We start from the raw sequence: 24243 nt of genomic DNA, 5'->3' as shown, positions 1-24243 counted from the left end.
GCCGATCAAACCGCGACGGAAGATGCCAGCTTTGACTTAAAGCTGGGCTCAGGGGTTTTTGCCGATAGCGATACCGATGACACCCTGACCTACACGGTGACCCAGTCTAACGGCAACGCCCTACCCAGCTGGCTGACCTTTGACAGTGCAACCCTGAGCTTTAGCGGCACCCCCACCAACGATGATGTGGGCACCTTGACCCTTAAGGTTACCGCCACCGACAGTGGCAGCCTGAGCGTCTCCGATGTCTTTAAAATTGAGATTGGGAACGTCAACGACGCCCCCACCCTGATCACAGCCATTGCTGACCAGCGGGCCGATGTGGATGACGCCTTCACCTTCCAGCTCAGTGACAGCCTGTTTGTGGATAGTGATGCCGATGACAGCATCACCTACAGCGCCACGTTGGCCAATGGTGACGCCCTGAGCAGCACCTGGATCAGCTTTAATGAGGCCAGCCGCCTCTTCCAGGGCAACCCCACCAGTGCGGATGCCGGTATCATTACCATTAAAGTCACGGCAACGGACAGCAACTCAGCCAGCACCTCTGACTACTTCCAGATGGAGGTCATCGACCCCAACGTAGCACCGATTGTGAGCAGTGAAATCGGCAGCCAGAGCGCCACGGAAGATAGCGCCCTGACCCTGCTTATTCCATCTAACACCTTCTACGATGCTGATGGTGATACCCTAACCCTGACCGTGACCATGCAAGATGGTACGGCGCTCTCTACCGGGGCCTCCTGGCTGAGCTTTGATAGTGAGTCCAACACCCTGACGGGCACCCCCACCAATGATCAAGTTGGGGTCATTAATCTTAAGATTACCGCCAGCGATGCTAGTGGTGAAGAGATCCATGAGAGCTTTGACCTGACCATTAGTAATGTGAACGACGCCCCCACGGTGACCACTGAGATTGCCGATCAAACGGTTGAAACAGGGGATGCCCTACAGCTCTATCTGGATGGCGATCACTTTAGCGATGTGGACAGCGGCGACACCCTGACCTATAGCGCCACACTGGCTTCGGGTAACGATCTACCCAGCTGGTTGACCTTTGATGCAAACACCGGCTTGCTCTCCGGCGTGCCCACCAGCTCGGATGCAGGAACCTACAACATTGTGGTCACCGCCACCGATGTTGCCGGGGCCTCTATATCCGATCTGTTTGTCTTAACCTCATCCGACCCCAACGTGGCCCCAACCCTGGCGAATGCTGTGGGTTCCCAGACCATTGTTGAGGACAACAGCTTTAGCTACAAAATTGCCAGCAACAGCTTTAGTGATGCCAACAGTGGCGATACGCTAACCTACTCGGCCTCAGCCACCGGTGGTGGCGATCTACCCAGCTGGTTGACCTTTGATGCCGCCACCCGGACCATCACCGGCACCCCAACGCAGAGTGAGGTGGGGGATACCTACATCACCATCACAGCCACGGACAATGCGGGTCTCTCTAAGTCCGACATCCTGACCCTGACCGTGACCAATGTGAATGACGCCCCAACACTGTCCGCCGGTCAGTCCGACCGTACCGTGTATGAAGGGGAGTCGTTTGAGGTTGTCTATGCCGACGGTCTGTTCAGCGATAGCGATACCGATGACACCCTGACCTACACCGCCACCTTAAGTACCGGCGGTGAACTGCCCAGCTGGTTGACCTTTGATAGCGCCACCCGCACGCTGTACGGCAGCCCCAGCACCAGTGACAGCGACACCACCATCTCCGTCAAGGTTACCGCCACCGATACCAGCGGTGCGACGGTGAGTGATACCTTTGCCATCGCCGTGGAGGCCCTGAACCATACCCCCACCAAAGGCACCATCGTGTCCGCAGCGGATGATGCGACGGAAGATGCGCTCTATAGCTACACCTTGCCCAGCGACATGTTTAGCGATGCGGATATCAGCAGTGGGGATTCCCTCACCTTGACCGCCACCCAGCTAGATGGGGGCAGCCTGCCGGATTGGTTGAGTTTTGATGCCGACACCGGCACCTTTACCGGCACCCCGGATAATGATGATGTAGGCACCTTTACGGTAAAAGTGACCGCCACCGATACCGCTGGGGCCTTTGTGGTTCAGAACTTTACCCTGACCATCAATAACAGCAACGACGGCCCCACCACGACCGGTGAGATCGGTACACAAAATGCGATCTCGGGCGAAAGCTTCTTCCTGGAGCTCTCCTCCACGCTGTTTAATGATGTAGATGAAGGGGACACCCTGACCCTGACCGCCGGCATGACCGACGCCACCTCCCTCTTAAGTGGTGTATCCTGGCTCTCCTTCGATGGCGACAGCGGCATCTTTTACGGTATTGTTCCAGACAACGAAGCCAACAGTTACGACATTACCGTCACGGCAGAAGATAGTGCGGGGGCCACCACCACCGCCAACTTCACCTTGAACGTGGCCACCCTGAACACCGCCCCCTACTTTACAGCGGATGTGGCCGACCAGACCGTCAGTGAGGATGCTGGCTTCTTCCTGACCGTCTCCAGCAGCACCATTGTGGATGATCAAGGGGATACCCTGACCTACACCGCCACCACCCAAGGTGGGGACGAACTGGCCGACTGGCTGCACTTTGATGCCGACACCCTGACCTTCTCCGGTACACCGGGTGATGGGGATGAGGGTACCCTGCAGGTCAAATTGACCGCCACCGATGATGAAGGGTTAAGTGGTTCCAGCCTGTTCTACATCACCGTTAACCCGGAGAATGATGCACCGGTTCTGGTCACCGAGATCAGCGATCAGTATGCGGAGAAAAATCAAGGCTTTGATTTTGAACTGCCTGAAGGCACCTTTACCGATGCCGACCTGAACGACACCCTGACCTACACCGCGACACTCTCCAATGGCAATGCGCTGCCGGATTGGATCTACTTTGATCCAGACAGCGCCATCTTTACCGGTGCCCCGACCGAGTCTGACCTCGGCGCCATTACCGTCCGTGTTACCGCCACGGATGGTAGCTCGTCGATCTCTGACACCTTTGTAATTACCGCCATTGATCCCAACACAGCGCCAACGGTAACCACGGCGATTATGGCCAACAGCGCGGTGAGTGAGGCTGACCGTACCGCTACTGAGGATTCCAGCTTCAGCTTTACCATCCCCAGCGACACCTTTACCGATGCCGATGGCGACACCCTGACCTACAGCGCCACCCTGGTCAGTGGTCACGATCTGCCGGATTGGATTAGTTTTGACAGCAGCAGCGGCATCTTTAGCGGCACCCCCACCAACGATGATGTGGGTGAGCTTACCGTTAAAGTGATCGCCACCGACGACAGTGGCGAGCGGACCGCCAATAACTTTGTGCTGATTGTGGAAAACAGCAACGATGGCCCCGCCATTGGCACCACACTGGAAGGGGCCAGCACCCAGACCGACAGCTATTTTGAGTATGCGGTAGATAGCACAGCCTTTACCGATGAGGATGTGGATGACACCCTGACCCTGAGCGCCACACTGGTGGATGGCTCAGACCTGCCAAGCTGGCTGGCGTTTGATGCTGCCACCGGTTATTTCTCCGGTGTGCCAAGCAGTACGGATTCAGGCGCCCTGAGCGTGCGTGTTACCGCCACAGACAGTGGCAGTGAATTTGTTCAGCAGGATTTCACCATTGAAATTCTCAACGCCAACGATGCACCCGATGTTGACCAGGGCTTGGTCAGCCAGATCGTCACCGAGAACAGCAGCTTTAGCTACGCCATCCCAACCGATGCCTTTAGCGATGCCGATGGCGACACCCTGACCTACAGCGCCACCCTGGTTAATGACAATGACCTCCCAGATTGGCTCTCCTTTGATGGCACCACGTTTAGTGGTACCCCGGATGATGCCGATGTCGGCACTGTGACCGTTAAGGTCACCGCCACCGACCCTGATGGTGCTTATACGGTGGAAGCCTTTAGCATTATCGTTAACGATGTTAACGACGCACCAATCTTGGTTGAAGATTTGGAAAACCAGGTTGCCCTAACCAGCCAGGGTTTTGAGTTTGGTATTCCCGATGGCACCTTTGATGATGCGGACTTCTATGATGAGATCACCTACAGCGCCACCCTGGAGGGGGGTGCTGACCTACCGGACTGGCTGGCCTTTGATAGTGCCACCGGTACCTTTGGTGGTGTTCCAACCAGCAGCGATACGGGCGCTATTTCCGTCACCGTTACCGCTACCGATAGCAGTGGTGAGGCGATCAGCGACACCCTGACTATTGAAGTGAAGGACAGCAACACGGCACCGACGGTGCATCGCGCACTGGAGAACCAAACAGCCGGTGAAGATAGTGCCTTCAGCTACACCTTTGCCATTGATAGCTTTATCGATGACGATACCGACGACACCCTGACCTACACCGCCACGTTGGCCAATGGCAACGCGCTGCCCAGCTGGTTAAGCTTTGACAGCACAACCATTACCTTTAGCGGCACCCCCACCAACGATGATATTGGTGAGATCAGCATTAAGGTCACCGCCACCGATGAGAGCGGTGAACCGATCTCCGACATCTTTAACATCTCGGTAGAAAATGTTAACGATGCCCCTGTGGTCTCCGTCACCCTGGACGAGCAGTCCTTTGATGAAACACTGCTTACCGGCGTGGCCTATAGCAAAACGCTCGATAGCGGTACCTTTAGTGATATCGACAGCGATACCGAGCTCAGCTACACCGCAACCCTGGCTGACGATACCGAACTGCCGGATTGGTTGGCGTTTGAAGCCGCCACCCTGACCTTTAGCGGCACCCCAGATACCGCAGATAGCGGTACTTTTGAGATCAAGGTTATCGCCTCAGACGGTTTTGAATCGACCGATGACAGCTTTACCCTGACCGTTGAACAGTCCAATGTCTCCCCTGAGCTCAGTGCAGATATTGTGGATGTCACCACCAATGAAGATGAAGCGATGGATTTCTCCGTCGCCAGCTACTTCTCGGACGGCAACGGCGACACCCTGACCTACAGCGCCACCTTGGCCAATGGCAATGATCTGCCCAGTTGGTTGAGTTTTGATACCACCACCGCCACCTTTAGCGGCACCCCCGCCAATGAGGATGTCGGAGCCATTGCGCTTAAAGTCTTCGCCTCTGATAGCGACGGCCTGAGCACCAGTGATGTCTTCCAGATCACCGTGAACAACACCAATGACGCCCCCACGGCGCAAGCCGACACCCTGGAGCTGTTTGAAGATGAGAGCCACACCTTTGCCATAGATGACATTACCAGCCTGGTCAGTGATGAAGATGGGGGTGACCCCAGCACAGTGACCCTTGTCTCCCTACCTGAGAACGGCACCCTCTATTTGAATGGTGAGGCGTTTACCGATGCCCTTTTGGCCAGTGATCCGGATATCAATCTGGCCGACATCGGCAACCTGACCTTTACCCCAGACAGCGAATGGTCGGGTAGCACCAGCTTTGATTGGATGGTCACCGATGCCTCTGGGGCGGAGTCCAACACCGTCACCTTGAGTATTGTGGTGACCGGGGCCAACGACTACCCCACCGCCTTTACCCTGGATCAGGATGTCACCATCTTGGGTGAAGATCTGGATACCAGCAGCGCGCTATTGGTCGCCTCTAATTTTGCGGTTGTGGATCCAGACAGTGGCGACAGCCACAGCTTTACCCTGAGTGGGGACGATGCCGACCTGTTTGAGGTTGTGAATACCGATCTCTACCTTAAAGCAGATAGCGCCCTGGATTATGAGACCAACCCTTCGCTGGATGTCACCATTACCGCCACCGACAGCGGTTCCCCAGGGCTGACCATAGCCGAGAGCATCGCTATTTCGATAACCGACGCCAACGATGCCCCGGTTATTACGGACGATACCCTGACCGTGACCGAGGACACCTCGTACATCTTCAGTGAATCAGACGTTACCGATCTGTTTAGTGATGAAGATGGCGACACCATCGGTACCATCGTTTTACAAAGCCTGCCATCGGACGGTGATCTTTACATCGCGGGTGTGGCCATTACCGAAGCCTCCCTGGCTGTTAACAACACCATGACCTTGGCGGAGATCGGATATCTCAGCTTTATACCGGACAGTGACTGGACCGGCACCACCAGCTTCACCTGGCAGGTGATCGATACCGCCGGGGCAGAGTCCAACACCGCCACCTTGAGCCTGGATGTGGTGGATATTGATGAAGCCCCCACCGACATTTACTTTGATGGCAGTGGTTCTATTGCTGAGGATCTGGACACCAGCAGCGCCACATGGTTGGGCAATTACTACGTTATAGATCCAGATGATGGGGACAGCCACACCCTGACCCTAAGTGGCGACGATGCTGACCTCTTTTACTTGGATGGTACGGCGCTCTACCTGAACGCCGGTGTGGACCTGGATCATGAAAGCCTCGCTTATCTGGACTTTACGGTCACCGCGACAGACTCAACCAATCTCGAGCTGACAGAAGGCTTTAGCATCTATGTCTACAACGTTAACGAAGCCCCCACCGGCGTTAGCTTAAGCAACGATAGCTTGGCTGAAAGCGGCGACAGTGGTGCGGTAGACGCACTGGTCTCGGTGGCCACCTTAAGCGCCATTGATGAGGACTACAGCGACAGCCATAGTTTTGCCCTCACTGGGGGCACCGGCTATGACCTGTTTACCATTATCGACAGCACGCTCTACCTGAACGCCCTGGTTGAGACCGACTATGAGACGCTGAGCAGCTACACCCTGGAAATCATGGTGAGCGATACCTACGGCGAACATGTCACCGAAACCGTGACTCTCTCCATTTCCGATGAAGCCGAAGCCCCCATCCTGCTGGGTTCGGTAGGTACGGTTGACGCGACGGAGAACCTGGACTTCAGTCTCTCCCTCAGCGGCTATTTTGATGACTATGATACCGGCGACACCCTGACCTACTCTATTGCACAGAGTGATGGCAGTGACCTGCCCACATGGCTGAGCTTTGATAGCTCAGCGCTGGACCTTTATGGCGTGACCGAAGAGGATGCCGAGGCACTAACCCTGGTGCTGACCGCGACCGACAGCTCCGGCATAGCCACGGATATGACCTTTAACATCGATATCATCCGCGATGGTGAGTTTGTGGATGAAGCGGTGCAAAACATCACCTTTACCAGCAGCACCCAAAGCGGCACCACCGATGCCAATGGTACCTACTACTACCGCGATGGTGAGGATGTTACCTTCTCCCTTGGTACGATCACCCTGGGTAGTGCCACCGGTGGCGGTGTGGTTACGCCGGATGATTTTGATGGCCTGTCGGATGATGCCGTCACCAACATTCTGCGCTTCCTGCAGACCATTGATGAAGATGGCGACCCCGATAACGGTATTACCATCAGTGACGATGCCCGCAGTCAGGCACAGAGCCTGACCATCGACTTTAACCAAACCGTGGATAACTTCTCCAACGACACCACGTTGAACGGCTTCTTGACCGATCTGGGCGAGCCCGGCACACCGCTCTCCCTGATCAGTGAAACCGAGGCCCGCGCCCACTTTGAGAACACCCTAAACAGCCGCTCGCCCTTTGAGAGTCTAGCGCTGGAAGGCTCCACGACCCTGTCGGAAGATATCGACACCAGCATGGGTTATACCGTGGGTAGCTTCGTCTCGGGTAATCCAGAGGGCCACACCCCCAACTACACCATTGCAGGGGGTGACCATGCCGCCCTGTTTACCATTGAAAATGGTCAACTCAAGCTGGTCCCTGGGGCCGCCCTGGACTATGAGACCACAGCGACCCTGTCGGTGGATATTGAGGTTCGTGCGCCTGGCTCCAACCTGCCCTACACCCAGACCTTTACCTTTAATGTCGGTAATGTGAACGAGGCGGTTGAGACCGGTTATGACAGCTACGCCATCTCGGAAGATGACACCTCTATCACCATCGTGGGGGCTGATCTGCTGAGCAACGACTATGACCCCGAAGGTTTGGACCTGACGGTGGTGGATGTGTCGTTGCTGGATGCCACTACCGGGAGCTTGGGGGACAATGGTGATGGCACCTGGAGCTTCACCCCCGCGGCCTTCTATCAGGATCTGGCCAATGGTGAGTACGCCATCATTTACTTCAACTACACCATTGAGGACAGTGAAGGGGGCAGCACCGTTGGGGATGGTCACTTTGACATCTATGGCGCCAATGACGTCCCTGAGATCTATCCGGTCACCGGCAGTGTTGTCCATACGGAAGGATACGGCATCACCTATCCGTTTGCTGGCACCGCGGTTATTGATACGGATAATAATAGCTTCATCACCTCCCTCACCCTTCAGATAGAAGGGTATGTAGAAGGGGAGCATGAGCTCAGCTTCATGGATATGAACGGGATTGCCAGTAGCTGGAACGCCACCACCGGCACCCTGACGTTGAGCGGGACTGTTGAAACATCGGTCATGACCGATGCCCTGTTGACTGTGGGCTACGAGGCGCTGTCGGATAATCCGGCCTCATCTGTTGAGGTCACCATGACCGCATCTGATGATTACGGTGCCATCAACAGTACCGTCAGCCAGACCATTACCATTGATGCCGTGAACGATGCGCCAGAAGTTACGGTTACCGATACCGTAGAGGAGCTGCACCCTGTTCTGTATCTAGAGAACGGCGCCACGGTTACCACCGACAATATGGATACCCTCACCGCAGGTGGGGACTTCACCTGGGAGTTCTGGGCACAGCGTCTCGCAGACCTGGGCAATGATGTCATCCTCTCCGTCTACCAAGGTAGTGGCAGCAACTGGACCTCCATCGGCTTTAACGGTAGCACCTTCCAGATCGAGCAAGGCGGCCAACTGGTCAGTTATGATCTTAATGCGTTGGGCGATGGCAACAGCAACCAAACGGGGGTGTGGAACCACTGGGCAGGTAGTTATGACAGTACGAATGAACTACTGACCCTCTATCTCAATGGTCAGTATGCACAAAGCTTTGAAGTTGCCCCCCCAACCGATAGCCTGCACACCCTGACCTTGGGGGATGGTAGCTGGGACAGCAACAACAGCTTTACCGGTTTGATTGGTGATCTGCGTATTTGGGATACCGTTCGCACCTCAACAGAGATCGAATCCCACTATGACCAGCCCCTGAGCGACCCAACCAATGAGAACCACCTGACCCTCTACTACGCCATGAATGGTGCTGCGGCGGATCAAATTGTGGATGAGTCGGCCTCGGGCTTAAACGGTACGCCCAACAATGCAACGGTCTTTGCGGACAGCTTAACACTGAATACCCCAACGGAGCCGAACTTTACCGAAGGCGGCAGTGCGGTGGATGTGCTCTCCACACTGACCATTAGTGATGCCGACAGCACCACCATGACGGGTGCCACGGTACAGATCAGCAACAATTACCAGATGGGTGAAGAGAGCCTGAGCATGACCGACCAGCTGGGCATTACCAGCAGTTGGGACAGCTCAACCGGTATACTGACCCTGACCGGCACCACCACCCTGGCAGACTACCAGACCGTTCTGCGGACCATTCAGTTTGAGAACACCAGTTCCTCCCCCAATGGTAACGACCGCACCCTGTCGGTTCAGGTCGCCGATGATCAGGGTTTGGTGGGAGACGCCACCCAGACAACCGTGACGGTTACCACCAACAACAGTGCCCCGGTCTTAACCGAGGGCACCGCGGTGGGCAGCTTGGTCTTTACCGAAGACAACAGCTCTGTAGCCCTGGCCGATATTGTTGACCTAAGCGATGACAGCGCTGAACTAAGCAGTGCCACCATTACCGTGGGCAGTGGTTTTGTGCAGGGCGAGGATTGGCTCTACTTTACCGACACCAGCAACATTACCGGTAGCTTTGACTCCGCCACCGGCACCCTGACCCTGACCGGGAACGATACCCTGGCCAACTATGAAGCGGCCATTGAGAGCGCCCGCTACGCCTACATGGGTGATAATGGTAGTGCGGCACACACCTTTGAGATCACCGTTAGCGATAGCGATGGCACCACCAGTGAGGCCCTGTCGGTACCGTTTACCATTACCGGTGTGAACGATGCCTCAACCGTCTTTGCCTCAGGTATCCCCACCATCAGTGAGGTCAGTGCCACCTACTTTGATGGCGATGACAGCGTGTTTGTTGATGGCTTTGACACCTTGACCAGCGGGGGGGACTACACCTGGGAAATGTGGGCAAACCGGGAGGTCAACAGCGGCTACAATCTGCTGCTTAACCATGATGCGGGTACCGGTGGCACATTCTGGGCGGGGTATGAGAACGGCAACTTTGAACTGGTCCATAACGATGGCCAGTCCGATAGCTTTGTCGGCTCTTTTGACATCTCCACCATGGATGCCACCAACACCACCAAAGTGGGGGAATGGGTACACTGGGCGGCCAGCTATAATGCCACCAGCCAAACCCTAACCTTGTACATGAACGGTGCTGAGGTAAAGAGCTTCAGTGGGGTTGCCCCACAACAGGCCACCGGCACCTCGTTGGAGATCGGCCATGCGGATTGGAGCACCTCCCAATTCCAAGGGGATATTGCCGAAGTGCGTATTTGGGACGATGTGCGCACCTCATGGGAGATCTCAAACAGCTACCAGTCGCAAATGCCTGGTGCCGCCGCTGAAGATTCACTGGCGCTCTACTACCCCATGGATAGCATCGAGTCTGGCACCATAAGCAACCAGGCCAGCGCCACGTGGGATGGTACCGTCACCGGCGCCACCGTGGTCACCACCAACCTGCAACTGGACAGCGGCACCCCAGCCCCTGTTGTCTTCACCGAAGGGGGCAGTGCCGTTGAAATTGCCCCTGATCTGGAGCTGACCGATCCCGACAGCACCCACCTGAGCGGTGCGATTGTAGAGATCCAATCCAACTATGAAATGGGCTATGACAGCCTCTACTTTGTGGACCAAAACGGTATTACCGGTAGCTGGGACAGCACCACCGCCCTGCTGACCTTAACCGGCACGGCTACCATTGAGCAGTATCAGGCCGCGCTGCGTTCGGTCATCTTTGATAACGCCAGCAACAGCCCAGATACCAATGATCGCCTGTTCGACATTACGGTGACCGATGCAGAAGGTGCAGAAAGCCAGTATGACTCCATTTTGCTGAGTGTGGAGGATACCAACAGCCTTCCACTCTTAACGGCCGGTACCGTTACCAACTTTGTTGAAGGCGACACAGCACAGTTTATTGGTAACTTGGTCAACACCCTGACCGATACGGACAACAGCTACCTGAGCAGTGCCACCCTGAGCATAAGCTCGGGTTACACCGAAGGGGAAGATCTGTTCACCTTCACCAATGTTGGCAATATTACGGGCAACTTTGACACCACCACCGGCGAGCTAACCTTTACCGGGGTCGATACCCTGGCCAACTATGAAGCTGCGTTGGAAAATGTCACCTACGCCTTTGCCGGAAATGATGTCACCGGTGACCATACCTTTACCGTCACAGTGACCGATGAAGGTGGGGCCACCAGCACACCGCTGGATGTACCCTTTACCATTACCGGTACCAACGATGCACCATCGATGGATGTTGGCACCATTGATGTTCCCCAAAACGCCCTCTCTTTTGATGGGGTGGATGACTACGCCATCTTTGACTCAATCCACTCGGGCAGTCTCAGCTTTGAGTTCTGGGTTAACCGGGGTACGGATAACGCGACCGCAGATATGCCTATTCTCTCCCGTACAAATGGGACAGATGGCTTTTTCTGGGCCGGTTATCGGGCTGATAGCGAATCCTTTGTCATCGCCACTGAAGATGCGACCTCAGGTCTGACAGAGTTGGTCTATAACATCCCTGCTGACAGCGGTGTTACCACCACCGGTTCTTGGGTCCACTGGTCAGGTTCGGTGGATAACAGCACCGGTCAAATCAAGCTCTATATGAATGGCCAATGGGTCAAGACGGTAGAAGATCAAGCCACCGTGCCCACCTCCGGCCCATTTGTGGTGGGGGATGTTGATTGGGACAACCAACCCATGCATGGTGAGCTGGCCGAGCTACGCCTGTGGTCTGGGGTCATTACAGAAGAACAGATCGAAACCAACTATGATGCCATCCTAACCGGTCAGGAAGCTGATCTGCTGGCTTACTACAGCATGGATGACAACGGCACGGGCAGCTTTGTTGGTGATCAATCCCTTAATGACTACAACCTGGACCTTGGGGATGGCAGCAGCAACAACGCCTCAGCCCCAGCCATAGCCCTGGCAACCCTGAACCTGGCGGAACCCGGTGATACCATTGCCTTTGTTGAAGATGGTGGCGCCGTCAGCATTATGCCCGCCATTGTGGTGGATGATCCGGAAGATAATTGGGAAGGCGGCTCCCTGAGCGTCAGCCACTCCGTTTATGATTACGGACAAGAGATCCTGAGCATTGATGATGGTGACGGGGTGACCATCTCTGGCGATATCGTTTTGGTTAATGGCACCACGGTGGGTACAGACCTGGTGATGGCCAGTGGCTCCTTAACCATGAACTTTAATAGCAATGCGGATGATGCCTCCGTTCAGGCTATCCTGCGGGCCATTAGCTACGAGCACACCGCCGACAGCCCATCCACCCAAGACCGCCCCTTTTACATTGGTCTTTCTGATGGTGCCATGTTGGGCACCAGCATTACCCAAACGGTGAAGGTCTCTGAGACCAACGATGCCCCCGAACTACACCCTGCGGTTAGTTTAGAGGACACCCCGACCGATGCAGGCTCTTTGAGCTTCGTCAATGGTTTTGAGATGTTGGTGGATGATCAAACCGCCTACATCACCACCAGTGACTATCAGTTTAAAGTTGTTGACCTGAGCAACCCAGATCAGCCCGAACAACAGGGTAGCCTGGACTACAGCGCCAATGGCAACCTCCCCCAGGATATCGCGGTATCTGGCGGCTACGCCTATATTGCCCAAGGGGATCTGATCACCATTAAGATCGATAACCCAGAACTCCCTTCATACAACAGTACGTATAGCGCTGAAGGCACGTTAACAACGGCATCTACCATTGAAGTGGATGGCCAGATCGCTTATTTGGGGACAGATACTCAGCTGCAGATTCTGAATGTGGCAAACCCTAATTCGATCAGCCACCACAGCTCTTATGATCTGTCGGGTTCAGCCAATGAGATTTTCTATAGCAATGGCTACATCTATGCGGCCACAGACTATGGGCTTGAGATTATTGATGTCTCAAACTCAGCAGATCCGATCTTTGCCAGCCAGTACAGTCTGGGTGGGGCCAATGACCTAGCCTTGCATGACGGTTCACTTTACGTGGGTACCAGCTCTGGTACCTATGTGTTTGACGTCAGCACCCCAACCAGCATCACCTACACCACCTACTTTGGTACCAGTGCCGATTATGTGGAGTATGTGGATGGGGCGGTCGTAATCGGTAACAGCAGTGAGGTTACCTATTACAATGCAACCAACCCCAATTACAGCATTAGCTCTCTCGACAGTTGGTACAACCCGAATGCTTCTGCACAGGGTATGGCAAGCAACAGTACCCACACCTATGTATTGGATGAGAACTCAGGCCTGCAGGTTGTCTCTGCCACCGTGCTTACACCCAACAGTTTGCTGACCATTATTGATGAAGATACCAGCGAGGCCAATAATTACGGTGAGTATGCATCAAACACCTACAGTGGCATGACCTATGATGCCGATGCTGACTCTGTGGGTATGGTCATCACCAGTATGGATGAAGCCCATGGCAGTTGGCAGTACAGCTTAGACTACGGCGCCAACTGGAACGATATCGCGGATCTCAGCCAGAGCAACGCCCTGCTGCTGGATAACGATGCCGAACTACGCTTTTTGCCAGAGAGCGACTTTGCGGGTGAAGCGACCTTTACCTTCCATGCTTGGGATGGCAGCGACAACCTGAGCAGTGGCACCTTGACCGACGCTACGGTAACCGGCGGTTCCTCCGCCTTTAGTACCGCCAGCCACACCGGTGAGGTTCAAGTAAGCTCGGTGGATGATGCTGCGGTTATTACCACCCAATCATTCAGCAACGTGCTTGTCTTTGATGGGGTGGATGACTATGCCACTTCGAGCCAAAATGAGCCGAGTTACCAGCCCTTTACCATGGAGACCTGGGTTAATCTGGATACCGCCACGGGCACCCAGATCGCCATGTCCCACGGTCAGGGCTCTTCCGCCGGCAATGGTAGCTGGCTTGGTTTTGAGGGTACCCTGCTGAGCTTTGGTTTCAAAGACAGCACCACGATCCAAAAGGATATCTCCAGCAATATCACCGGTAGCCTAGATGGCCAGTGGGTGCACATTGCGGCAACCTATGACCACACCAGCGGCAATGCACAGCTCTATTTCAATGGTGAGTGGGCCGCCAGCGGCACCATGGCCGACAGCTACTCTGGCAGTGGTTCCTTAATGTTGGGTAATGCCGCTTGGGCCTCTGATTTCCTGGACGGCAGCCTGGATGAAACCCGTATTTGGAGTGACGTACGCTCGGTTGAAGAGATTGCACAGAGCTATACAGACACCCTGAGCAATACTGACAACCTATCCTCTCGCTACACCTATGAGGATAACGGCTATGGCCACACGGCAGATGACACCCATAACTATGAGCTCACCTTAGGCTCTGCCTTGCCCGATGATGAAGCGGAACCCACGGTCGCTGAGGATGGTATACGCACCGTTGATAACACCAGCACCACCGCCAGTTATGATGAAGCGATTGAGGGGGGTGTGCTGATCGCCCCAGCGGTGGATATTACCGATATAGATGACACCCACTTTGCTTCAGCCATGCTGCAAATTGACAGCAACTATTGGTCCAACCAGGATGAGCTGTTCTTTAGCGATACCGCCAACATTAGTGGTAGTTGGGACAGCGGTTCTGGCATCTTGACCCTTAGTGGTACCGATACCCTGGAGAACTATGAAGCGGCCATAAGCTCGGTAATCTATAACAACAGCAACACCGCACCGGAAACCGGTGACCGCTCGATCTCCATTACCGTACAAAATGCCCAGTTCGCTGACAGCAGCACCTTTACCAGCACAGTCAGCATTACCACAGCGGATGATGCACCGGTTATTTCCGTCAGCGCCACCACAGGTTCCCTGTCGTTTGTAAGCAGTGACAATAGCCTGACTTCCGGCACCTCAACCCATGCCATAGCCGCGGGTGATCTGGATAATGATGGGGATGTTGACCTGTTAATTGGTGGTACAGGTCAGGTCCTTTTGGGGGATAACACCGGACAGTTCACCCCAGGCAACCAGAGTGTTCTGGCGTTCTCAGACCTTGAGAACAGCACCAAGGTGCTGCTGGCCGATCTGAATGATGATGGTTTCTTAGATGCCATTAATGTTCAGGATACCGGGGCCGACCAGGTTTGGATCAACAATGGCGACGCCACCTTTAGCGTCACCGATACGCTAGGCACAGGCGCCAGTAAAGATGCCGCCGTTGGTGACTTTGACAACGATGGCCTGACCGATGTCTTTATTGCCGGATCATCCGCAGCCAAAGTTTGGCTGAACGATGGCGATGGTAGCGATGTTGATACCGACATTGATGGCACCTTCACCAACAGCGGTATAGATATCAGCGCCAGCGGCATGCAAAGCGCCGTGGCCGGTGACCTGGATGGCATGTATGGGGATGACATCATCACCCTACACAGCACCGGAGAGCTGAACGTATGGCTCAGTGATGGTAGTGGTGGCATGGTCACCAACAACCAGGACCTGGATGACACGAGCCGCAGCCTCAAAGCATCTGAACTGGGGGATATTGATGGGGATGGCGATCTAGATCTGCTGGTCTATGACGACAATATGGGGGAAGTACGGGTCTATCTGAACAATGGCGCCGGTCAGTTCGGCGAACAGTCAGAGAGCTACTACGTTTCGAGCATTGAAGACATTACCCTGGCAGATATGGATGCCGATGGGGATCTTGACCTGGTCTTTGCCCAGTCTAATGGATATGACAGCACCATCTACACCAATGATGGTACAGGCTCCTTGAGCAATAGCGCAACGAGCATCACCACCAATGACACCACACAGATTCGTATGGCGGATGTGGATGGCAATGGCTTCCTGGATGCCATTTCCATCAGTAGTAATCCCGACAATGCCGCCGAGATCAGCATTGCCCTGAACAACTCCACCGCCCCAGGTGAGACCATTACTGAGGGCGAGAGTAACAACCTACTGACCTCATCCCTGAACCTTACCGACGATGACAATGGCAACATCACCAGTGCGACCATCACCATTGCGCAAAACTACGAGATGGGCTCAGACACACTGGTCTTTACCGATACCAGCAATATTTCAAGCGTATGGGATAGCAGCACAGGCACCCTTACCCTGACAGGTACCGACACCCTGTCGAGCTACTATAGCGCCCTAAACGGGATCATCATGACCGTCGCTGGGGATGCCCCCAGTGAGCTGGTACGGACGGTGGATATACAGGTCACCGAAGAGGGTGGTCTGGTCAGTGATACCGCCAGCTTAACGGTCAATGTTCAAGGCACCAACGACGCCCCAACCCTGTCGGTGGCACAAGACTCCACCGTGGCGGATTTTGATGGCACGGACGATTATGGCGTCATCTCCTTCACCGGTTCCGCCGGTAGCAGCTTTACCGTCGAGGCCTGGGTAAACCGCGACACCGACAGCTCGGATGATATCTTCCTAAGCCAGGGCACAACCACAGCGGGTGAGGGCTTTACCCTTGGCTTCCTGACCGGGACCAATGAGCTGAGCTGGAGCTTCCATGGGGATGCCTCGGATGATTTCACCGCTTCATTGAGCGCCATTGATACCGACAACCCCACCTTGACCAACGGTTGGTACCATGTTGCCGCGGTCTATACCGATAATGAAGGCACCACCACCAAGAGCCTTTATGTCAACGGCACCCTGGTCGGTGAGCAGAGCAGCATTAGCTATAATGGAACCGGCGACTTCTATGTGGGTGCCGATACAAACGACCTGGGTAACAGCAACTTTGATGGGCAGATGGACGATGTGCGGATCTGGGGGGATGCCCGGACCACAGCAGAGATCCAAAACAGTGCCGATGATAGTGTAAGCAGTGTGGATAACCTGCTCCGACACTTTGACTTTGAGAGCAACGACAGCACCTATAGTTACGATACGACCGTAAACTATCTCATGACCCTGGGCACAGGGGCCCCAGACAACACCTTAATGCCCAGCTTTGTGACCGATGTTGAACGTCCACAGGTTGAGGGCACATCCCTGACCGCCACCTATGATGAGGCCACCGGGCCTGTGGCCTTCCTGAGTGATGTGACCTTGTCGGATATTGACAGCCCCACACTCAGCATGATGAGCATTACCATCTCCGGCGGCTCAACCGGTGATCTACTCTCGGTTGACGATACCTCCAGCAACCTGGAGATTATCTGGGACGACAGCTTCTACCAGTTAACAATCTCTGGTCAGGCCTCGGTCGCCGAGTATCAGACCCTGTTGCAGTCGATCACCTTTGATAATACAGGGGTCTCACCAGAGACCTCAGATCGCACCATTAACATCAGTGTCATGGATCATGAAAGTGCCCAAAGCACCTTTACCGCGACCCTGGAGATCACCACGACGAATGATGCACCGCTGCTGACCGATAGCACCACACAGGCCAACTTTGACCTGACCGCAGATAGCGAGATCAGCACCACGGACACCACCACCAGCATCGTCAGTGGTGACTTTGATGGCGATGGCGATGACGATCTGTTTGTGGGGACCGATGCCGATGGCGGCACCTCAGAGGTTCTGCTGAACGATGGCTATGGTAACTTCGCCCAAACCTTGCAGGATATGGGTAGCCACGACACCAAAGAGGTGGTGAGCACGGATATTGATGGCGATGGCAACCTGGATATCGTGGCCATATCCGCCACGGAAGATGCCCAAGTGTTAATGGGTAATGGCGATGGCAGCTTTACCGAACGTAGCCAGTCTGAAGGGAGTGAAATTGCGTCGGCCAACTCTGCCCTGCTGGTGGACCTGAATGGGGACGGCTATGCCGACCTGGTTACCACAGGATCTGGCGGTGACGGCAACAACATCTACCTATACAACTACAACGATTCTGATCCTACCCAGAGCAGCTTTGAAGCCGCCCGCTCCTTTGCGGTTGGGGAGACCCTGAACTACTCCACCGCCCTGGATCTGGATAACGATGGCGACCAGGATCTGATCTTCACCCATGATGATCGAGACCCGATCATCTGGTTGAACGAAGGCAATTGGCAGGATGACGGCATCGCCAGAATCGCTGAATGGGGTGAGATCAGTCATGTTCTGCGTGAGGATAGCTCCTACTCCAACTACGCCTTCCAACAGATCGCCACAGCCGACTTGAATGGGGACGGTTTTAAGGATCTGATGGCGGTTATGTTAAACGGGAACTCTGACTCCTCCTCCTCCTTAGAGGTTTTCACCTGGACCAATGATGGTCTGGGGGGCTTTACCCCGGCCGCTCAATATGGCGTAGGCTATGGTAGCGAGACCGCCACGTTGACAACGGCTGATATGGAGAACGACGGCCAAGAGGAAATTATCCTTAGCTATACCGGAAAAACGACGGTTTTAACGGGCGATGGTGCGGGTGGGGTCAATTACACAGACACCTACTTAGGACAGTCCCCAACCGACCTGGTGGTGGGTGATTTTGATAACGATGGTGATCTAGACCTCATCACAAGCTTAGGCGACGGCTCAAACCTGATTAATGTCTATAGCAACGATCTCACCACCCCCACCACCTACACGGAAGATAATGCGGCCATCTATCCGTTTGACACGGTGCAGATTGCGGAAGATGCCGACGCCATTACCGGTATGACCATTACCATCAGTGATGGCTACCTGGAGGGGTATGACAGTTTAGGCTTCACCACTTCGGGCAACATGACCAGCAGTTGGGACAGTGCAACCGGCACCCTCACCTTTACCAGCAGCCCTGCGGATACGGTGGCAACCTACCAGTCTATGCTCAGCACTTTAAGCTTTGAGACTGACCATGATGCCCCCGGTGGTGGACGTCAGTTTACAGTGAGTGCCACCTCTGATAGCGGCGCCAGTAATGTCCTGACCCAGACCATTCACATTCATGCGATAGATGACGCTCCTACCCTAAGCTTTGAAGTCACCACCGACGCCTTAAGCTTTGATGGCAGCGACGACTACGCTAGCAGCAGCACGATTAGTTTAGGGGGATCCTTCACCCTGGAGGGCTGGTTTATCCGCAACAGCTCAGGCAGTGAAGATGTCATCTTCTCCCATGGCAGTACGGATACCCCCTATAACGGCCTGTGGGTGGGGGTTGATGAGAATAATCAGTTCGTCTTTGACTTTAATGGCGACACCCTAAGCCAGACCGGTACCAACATTGATAGCGACAACTCAGATCTCGCCTACCAGTGGTACCACATGGCGGTTACCTATGACGCCAGTGACAACAGCCGCTCCATCTATATCAATGGTGAACATATCATCAGCGATACAGCGGATAGTAACTATGTTGGTAGTGGTGACTTCTACTTAGGTGACAGCACCTGGGATCTGGCCAGTACCGCCAACAACTTCACCGGTATGATGGATGATATCCGCATTTGGGATGATGTCCGCAGCGGGGATGAGATCGCCCAAGCTTACCAGGGGGTTTATAGTGATGAGACCGCCCTGAACGGACACTACGCCTTTGAGACGGTGGATTCAGGCTCTACCCCGGACAGCATGGCCATGTACAGCCTGCAACTGGGGGATAGTAACACCATAGGCGACACCGCCGAGCCCACCCAGGCGGTTGAGGCCGGTCGCCCTGCGACCGTTACCAGCAACACCGCCACCTTTGATGAAGCGGTGGGTTCCGTTGCGATTGCCAGCACGCTGGATCTTACCGACATTGACAGCGCCACGTTAACCAGTGCCACCCTGACGATGTCCCATAGCTATGATGCAGATGATAAGCTCTCCTTTGAAGATATGGGCAACATCACCAGCAGCTGGGATAACGCCAGTAAAATCCTAACCCTGTCAGGCACCGATACCGTTGAGAACTATCAAACCGCACTGCGTAGTGTCACCTTTAGCCATGAAGGTACCGACCCAAGCACCACAGATCGTACCGTAGACATTACCGTTCAAGAAGAAGTGGTCTACAGCAACAGCGTTTCGGTAACCGTTGGTATTACCACCCACGATGATGCCCCGGTTCTTTCCCAGACTGAAAACACCCTAAGCTTCAGTGCATCCGACGAGTATCTGTATGGCAGCAAAGGCGTTGGTATTGCGCAAGGCGACCTGGATAACGATGGGGATGCCGACCTCTATATCAGTGTTGAGGATGGTGCCGATAAGGTTATGCTCAACGATGGCGCCGGTCACTTTACCGAAGTCACCAGCCAAACCCTAGACAGCGACCACGGTGGCTATGTCTTACTGGAAGATCTGGATAACAACGGCACCATGGATGCCATTGTTATGGGCCGGACCGAAGCCGGTAAGGTCTTGTTAGGGGCGGGTGATGGTACCTTTAGTGAGCCAACCCTGGCCATTGCCGTTCCCACCGGCGAAACCGCCGTCTTGTCACGTTTAAATAATGATGACCTGCAAGATCTGATCACCATTGATGGCACAAACTTGGTCCGTGTGAACTATGGTTCCTCCAGCGGTGCAGGCCACTGGGACTTCACCCAGTCGCTCACCATTGATGTGGCGAGTAATGTCAGCTTTGTGGATGTCTTAAACGTCGACAACGATGACCTAAATGAGATCCTGGTAGGATTTGAAGATGGCGATACGCCCCTTCTGATGTTGAATAATGGGGATAACACCTTCTTCGCACACACCCTGTTCGACAATACCCACAATGACTTCTACGGTGCGTTTACAGCCGCAGATGTGGATGGGGATGGCCACGATGATGTAGTGATCCACAACATGTCCCAAAGCAGCCTAGAGACTTGGTTTGGTGATGGTGCCGGTGGCTTTACCCTGGGCAACACCACGCTGCCTGCCTACGATACGATTAATGCCATTCGTCTGGAAGATCTGGATGGTGATGCTGTAGGCGAGCTGGTCTACAGCACCGCCTCAAGCACCATGTATGCCCATAGCTATCAAGGGGATGGCACCTTTGATACCGCCGCCTTATCATCCACCAGCCTATATGATGGCAGCGTGACCCAGTGGGCCACGTCCGACTTTGATGACGACGGCGATAGTGACATAGCGGAGGCCCGCGCGGGTGTGGCCATTGAGGGATTGAAGATTCATGACAACAGCCAGATCTCTCTGAGCAGCTATGAAGAAGGGGGTACGGCCACCAGTGTGCTGAGCCACCTAACCCTGGCTGACGATGGCGACCAGATTATAGAATCCGCCGTGATCACCTTGGGGGATAACTATATTCAAGGTTCCGACACCCTGAGCTTTAGTGGCTATGGCAACATTACCGGTGTGTGGGACAGCAGCACCGGTACCATGACCCTGTCGGGTTCAGACAGCACCACCAGCTATCAATACGCGCTGGGGTCCATCACCTTTAGCACCACCGACAATGCACCGGGTGGCAGTCGTGATGTCCAAGTGCAGGTTAACGACGGCACCAGCGACAGCAACAGCTTTGAGACTAAGTTCTACATTGATGAGGTGGATGATGCCCCTGCGCTCCAACAGCCCAACTATGTTCTGAACTTTGATGGTGCCAATGACTATGCCAGCGCCACCGGCATTGATCTCTCTGACAGCTCCTTTAGCTTGGAGGCTTGGGTCTACCGTGATAGCAGCGGCACCCAGGATACCGTGCTGAGCATTGGTAACGGTGGCCCGGTCGATAGCGGTATTTGGCTTGGCTTTACCGCCACCAACCAGATTGGCTTTGGCTTCTATTCCGATGATCTTGTGGTTGAAAGCTCCGACGTAGATGCAGACAACCTAACCCTGACCGGTGAGTGGTACCATCTGGCCGCCACCTATGATGCTGTTAATGATGTCCGAATCATCTACCTGAATGGTCAAGCACGTGTGGTAGACAGCTCCATGGGGGACTTCTCTGGCACCACCAATCTCATGCTGGGGCAATCCGCCTGGAGCTTGGCGGATCACGCCTTTGATGGCCGCATCGATGATGTCTACATCTGGAACGATCTGCGTACCTCTGGTGAGATCGCCGACAGTTATAACAACCTCTCCTCCTTGAATTTGGAGAATATGGAGGCCCACTATGACTTTGAGGACATCACCAACGGTACGGGCTCGGATGAATCCGGTTATGGCCACACCCTGACCCTGGGCACGGCCGCAGAGGGTGACACGGCCGAACCTACGGATGAACAGGCCTCGGATCTGGCCTATGACAGCACCTATGAGTTCTGGAATGAAGGTGCCGGTGCCATTGCGGTGGCGCCTGAGCTGATCGTAAGTGATGAAGATGGCGGTAGTATTTTTGAAGCCACCGTCTATATTGCCAACGGCCATGAGATGGGCAGTGACGTCCTGAACTTTACCGATACCAGCAACATTACCGGTAACTGGGACAGCGGCACAGCCATGCTCACCCTGACCGGGGAAGATTCCCTGGCCAGCTATCAGGCGGCCCTACAGAGCGTCACTTTTGATAGTGCGCTAGACCCCATTAACACCTCCCGTCAGATCTTGATCACGGTGCAGGGCGATGACAGCTATGCTCTGCCAAGCCACAGCTACCTAAGCACCATTACCGTTATCCCCATTAACGATGCACCAGAGGTTGCCCTAAACACCACCGCAAACCCCTTCACCTTGTTGGATGCGAGTGTGGGCATTACCAATGCGGATCTGGAAGGGGGTAACCACACCGAGATGCACGGCATTACCCTAGGGGATGTGGATCAGGATGGCGATCAGGATATCGTCGCCACTTGGTGGACCACCGACCAGCGTCTCTACACCAACGATGGCGACGGTAACTTCACCCTGGCGCAAACCTTTAGCGGTGGTTCCAACGGTTATGGCGCCACAGAGGTGATCCAATCCGGCTCTAACATGTACATGGTCAACGTCGGTGGCAGCAACAGCAGCATCTGGTCGTACAACACCAACACCAATCTGTTTGAAGATACCAACAACAGCATCCAGAGCTACTCAACCCGTCACCTCTCCACCGGGGATGTCAACGATGACGGTCAGACAGACCTGTTCTTGCCCGCCAACAGCACCAGCAACAGCAACTGGATCTGGACCAACAATGGGGATGGTACCTTTAGCCAGTATGCCCAAGTGGGCACATCCAACAGTAATGCGGGTATTTTGGCCGACTTTAACAACGATGGTGTGATGGATGCCGCCATTGCCGAGGATCTGGGCAGTACCACCATCTGGTTGCAAGATGTCGATGGCGACGGTCATGGTACCGGTGCCTTCACAACCTCCTGGAGTGTTGATAGCGAGCTGACCCCCCCAGGTTATGTCTATGATATGGCTGCGGGGGATATTGATGGTGACGGCCACATGGATCTGGCCTTCAACGAAGTCTATAGTGGTGGCTATGTGGCCTATGGCGACGGTGCCGGTAACTTTACCTTGAGCCACCCCCACACCGGTGAGACCTGGAGTATTGATCTGCAGGATATGGATAACGACGGCCAGTTGGATCTCATCACCGGGAACAACAACAGCCGTACCATCTACCTCAATGCAGATGATCGCACCTTTGAAGTTGGTCTAACCGAGTCGGTCGATGGCCGAGTCTACCGTCAAGACTATGCAGACCTGGATGATGATGGTGATCTGGATATCGTCTCTGCCACGTCCCAAACCAACCAGGGGCAGGTGTGGCTCAACCAGATGGATCCTGTCTACCCCCACTTTACCGAAGGTGGCGGTTCGGTCAGCATCTCCCCCAACCTGACCGTGACCGATGATGAAGGCTACCTGTTCAGTGCGACCGCCGTTATTAGCAGTGGCTTTGAGAGCGGCTCTGACACTCTAGCCGTGGGCACGGTACCTGCGGGTCTGAGCGTAAGCAGCTTTGACACAACCTTGGGCACCATTACCCTGACCGGGGTGGGCTCGGTGGCGGATTATCAAACCGCCTTGCAGAGCCTGATCTTTGATAGCAGCTCACCTTCAGCTGATGCACGGACCATCTCCATCACCACCTTTGATGGCGAAAGCAACAGTGACCCCGTCTATGTGGAGATGGATCTAACCCTGAGCANGTGTCACCTTTGA

At 54.6% G+C, this 24243-nt stretch carries 1 protein-coding gene (cut by a window edge); it reads left to right on the top strand.

Annotated elements, in window-relative coordinates:
- Window positions 1–24243, top strand: the 3' portion of a protein-coding gene (locus V5T57_RS13570; RefSeq protein ID WP_332891772.1) for a putative Ig domain-containing protein. 10476 nt of this gene lie to the left of the window's left edge; 24243 of the gene's 34719 nt are visible here — the last part of the coding sequence; its start codon lies beyond the left edge, outside the window; the stop codon is at window positions 24241–24243.

The organism is Magnetococcus sp. PR-3 (assembly GCF_036689865.1).
In the GTDB taxonomy this organism is placed as follows: domain Bacteria; phylum Pseudomonadota; class Magnetococcia; order Magnetococcales; family Magnetococcaceae; genus Magnetococcus.
The sequence above is the reverse complement of the archived record's forward strand: the minus strand, read 5'-3'. Positions and strand labels throughout refer to the sequence as shown.